2 protein-coding genes and 2 pseudogenes are annotated in these 3508 nt (G+C 54.9%); 1 reads left to right on the plus strand and 3 read right to left on the minus strand.

What is annotated here, in order from left to right; genetic code table 11:
• The 3 genes and pseudogenes from ACRAUW_RS17435 to ACRAUW_RS17445 form a co-directional block, all read right to left on the minus strand.
• A pseudogene (locus ACRAUW_RS17435) lies at positions 1–789 on the minus strand (IS110 family transposase); the annotation flags it as partial.
• A 341-nt stretch (positions 790–1130) separates the two neighbouring features.
• Entirely contained in the window at positions 1131–2399 is a 1269-nt protein-coding gene (locus tag ACRAUW_RS17440) for a tyrosine-type recombinase/integrase (RefSeq protein WP_431363285.1), read from the minus strand.
• Positions 2400–2779: 380 nt separating this feature from the next.
• Positions 2780–3082, minus strand: coding sequence for a YebG family protein (locus tag ACRAUW_RS17445; protein WP_431363284.1), 303 nt, complete (start codon positions 3080–3082; stop codon positions 2780–2782).
• Between the two features lie 170 nt (positions 3083–3252).
• Between ACRAUW_RS17445 and ACRAUW_RS17450 the strand changes: the two are divergent.
• Positions 3253–3508: pseudogene (locus ACRAUW_RS17450) on the plus strand (lipase); the annotation flags it as partial.

The raw sequence follows: 3508 nt of genomic DNA on the forward strand, positions 1-3508 counted from the left end.
GCAATGTTTGTTTGCCACCGCTGGAATGCTGTCTTGGGACTAGACCCAGCCATGCAGCCAACTGCCTGCCATTTTTGAAATTTTTAGCATCGCCAATGGAAGCTACCAGCGCACTGGCGGTGAGCGGCCCGATGCCTGGCAACTGTGCCAATTTCTGGCTGACAGCACACTCTTGGTGCTAACGCACGATCGTGTCCTCCAACTCACGGACCTGTTTGTCGAGGTCTTTGAGGTGCTCGTGGAGTCGCATCAGTAATTGGCGAAATGTCCCTGGCAAGCCATTTTCACTATCTTCCAGAAGGTCAGGAACTTGCTTGCTGATGTGACTAATGCCTTGGGGGATGATGTGGCCATACTCGGCCAGCAATCCACGGTTCTGATTGGCCTGGGCGGTCCTTGCCTTGACGAATCCCTGCCGTGCCCGATGCAGCGCCAGGACGGCCAATTGCTCGCAGCTCTTTATCGGCACGAAACGCATGGTGGGTCGAGTCACCGCTTCACAAATAGCCTCGGCATCAGCAGCATCGTTTTTGTTAGTTTTGACGTAAGGTCTGACGAATTGCGGGGCCATTAGCTTGACGGTATGCCCCAACCCTTGCAGTTTTTTGGCCCAAAAGTGTGCGCTGGCGCAGGCCTCCATGCCAATAAGGCATGAAGGGCGGTTGGCAAAGAAGGAGAGCATTTGGTCACGCTTCAACTTGCGGGCGAGGACAGTCTTGCCATGTTGATCCACGCCATGTAATTGAAAACATGTTTTGCCAGATCGATGCCGATGGTCGTAGCCTGCATAGTGGTCGCCTCTTCTCAGTCAGTGGGAAAACTCATTCGCCACTTTGGCACGTTAGATACCGTTTTGGGCAGGGGCGACCATCCCATTAAATCTGGTGTGGAGTGTCAATGACCAGAAGGCCCTCGCTTGGCTATAGTGCAAGCCATTGGTGTAGCGCTGAGTGTCATTTTCAGAGCGAAGCTGATTGCAGGGGGCTTCCATTTGCAATCCGGTGCCTGGAAACCAAAACCAGATATTTAATGTGCCCGACGGGATCAGGGTAAATTATGCCATCAGATTGCCTTGTCCGACAATCTGGTAGGCGCATTGGTGTGGTTATGTATGCCGAGATACTCGTTTTTTAACAGTTATCTCTTGCATGCTGACTCAATCGATCTAGCGGCTTTTGCCGAGCGCTCTCATGTCGTTCGCTGTTGCTGGTGTGCAGGTATTTCGAAGTGGTGTCGATGCTGTCATGCCCGGCATCGGCTTGTACGTGGGAAAGCGGTCGACCATGCAGGTTGATGTCATGGGTGATCCCGGTGTGGCGGATCGCATGGGGAGAGAGTTGCCGCATTTCGGCCGCATCCTGGGCAAAGCCATCCTGCTCGGCCAGCTCGGCCCCCTTGCCGATGATCACCATGATCAAATCCCGTAGCTGGCGAATGCCGAGGTTGGCGTTGAGTTCGCCCTGCTCGCGGCCGTGGGCGGCCGCTTTATGGCGCACGAACAGCGGCGTCTGTTCATCCGGTGTAGGCAAAGAGGACAGACCAAGGAAGCAACGGTAGCGCTCAAGTGCGGCCAGCAACGCCTGGGAAACTGCCACTGTACGCCGTTTGCCGCCCTTGCTCTGTGGAATGAAGTAGCCCCAGACGCCGGTTTTGCGATCCCGGCGAAACTGCCCCATTACAGGGGTAAAGCCCGGCCGGGCAGCGACCTCCGAGATCCGCAGATAGCAGGCGTACATCAGGATGGTGAGAAAGCGGCTGCGCTCGTGCTGTTCTGGGTGGTCGCTGGCCAGGGTATCAGCGGCCTGCATCACGTATGACCACTGCAACTCGCTGAAGGCCTGCACCAGATCATCGGCCTCCTGCTGTTGCGGCCGTTTGACCCGCTGCAGCAGCAGGGCGGGATTCCTGTCCATGTACTCCTCCTGGATCAGGAACTGGAAGAAGGCCGACAGGATGGCGATCTTGGTCTTCATCGCCTGCTCGCTCAGGCGATAGGGCAAGGTGCGGCCCAGCTCCCGCTTGCCGAGAAACGGTCGCCATTGCGGATTGGGCAAGCGCTCTCCCCACTCCTTGTCGAGGATAAACTGCGCCACGTTGCGATAGGCGATCAACTTGTCAGGGGGGGACTGACAGTAGTCAAGATAGCGGATCATGATGCGGCGAGTGAGATCTTTTGGGCTGATGGCCGCCTCGCGAAAGCACCAGTGCAAAAAAGTGGTCAACTCGCTGCGATAGGTTTTGTAGTTGTTTTCGCTATTGCGCTGCTCCAGCAGCCAGTCGACCGCCAGTTCGTAAACCAGCCCGGCATCGGGCACATCATTGAGGCTGAGGTTGGCAAGGTACTGATTGACCTGTGGGTTACCGGCTTCCAGATAGATAAGGCTGTCAAACAGCGGCATGGCTGGCGGCAAGGATAATGGTTGTTGAGTCATGGTGTTGCTTGTTGATGCTGAGATGAGTCGATATGAGCCTGTGAGCCGAGTTGATAGAAAAGGGCTCGTGATAGATGAATGCGGCTTCTATTGGGATTGGTACTGCCTCTTGTTGTTGCTGATTAAGGTCACCGGGATCGATCTGGATAACGTTCTCTCCACTGTTTGCTCATTATTTCCTCATAGTTCTGGCTGATGTCGCTCAGTGGTGCACGCTATTCAGTTATGCATGTGATATGCACCGTTGTGAAAAAATTTACGGGGTAAATAGCCGTAAAAATGGTTTTAAATGCAAATGAAGTGAATGCTGAGAGCTGTTTATCCCGAGAAATAGCCGGCCTAGGCAATCAGGCCACCTGTTTGAGTGGCTTCTCTTTGCGCTTGGCGGCTGGCGCATCGTCCTCTTTCGTGCCTGCCTGAACCTTGCCGCCGCGCAGCAGGGTTTGTAGCACATCGCGTTGTTCTGCCAGGTAGAATGCCAGACTCTCTTGCTGCTCTGGCGCCAGCTCGATCGGGGCTCCAGCCAACAGGGTCATCAACTCGTCGGCCGTATCCAGCAGCTTGTCATAGGCATCGGCCTCTTTTTTGCTGGCAAAGGTCATTTTTTCCACTCCCCCACGAACAACCACATATTTGATCTCGACAGCCATGATGGCCTCCTCTTGGTGATGATGGACAGAGTATATGTATGGATATACAGTATTGCAAATAACCTCACCAGAAAAGAGTTCGCCGGGGTTTAGCGACAAAAGCCGCGCTGGATCAAGCTGTCTCAAAGTGCCATTTGACTTCCACGCCTGACTGGTCGGATCATAGCCTCATGACGATCGTACGACACCTGTTTATCCTGCTGATGGTGGAGGTGCTGCTCCTCGGGAGCATCGCCCATCTGGTCGTGGGACTCCCTTGGTTGCTGACCCTGCTGTTTGTGGTGTTTGCCCTGCTGGGCTTGCGCTGTCTGGTGGTGCTTGGCAGTTGGCTGTTTACCCGCTTCTACCCCTCCCCGGCCATCGGTGCCTGGTGCCGGGTGAAGATGATGGCGCAGGAGATGCTGGCCTACCTCTATACCTTCACCT

It is taken from the genome of Aeromonas sp., assembly GCF_050633025.1.
In the GTDB taxonomy this organism is placed as follows: Bacteria; Pseudomonadota; Gammaproteobacteria; order Enterobacterales; family Aeromonadaceae; genus Aeromonas.

Bases quoted from the DNA above. Each gene is read 5' to 3' on its own strand.
- ACRAUW_RS17445 (WP_431363284.1), bottom strand. From the start codon at position 3,082: ATGGCTGTCGAGATCAAATATGTGGTTGTTCGTGGGGGAGTGGAAAAA.
- ACRAUW_RS17440 (WP_431363285.1), bottom strand. From the start codon at position 2,399: ATGCCGCTGTTTGACAGCCTTATCTATCTGGAAGCCGGTAACCCACAG.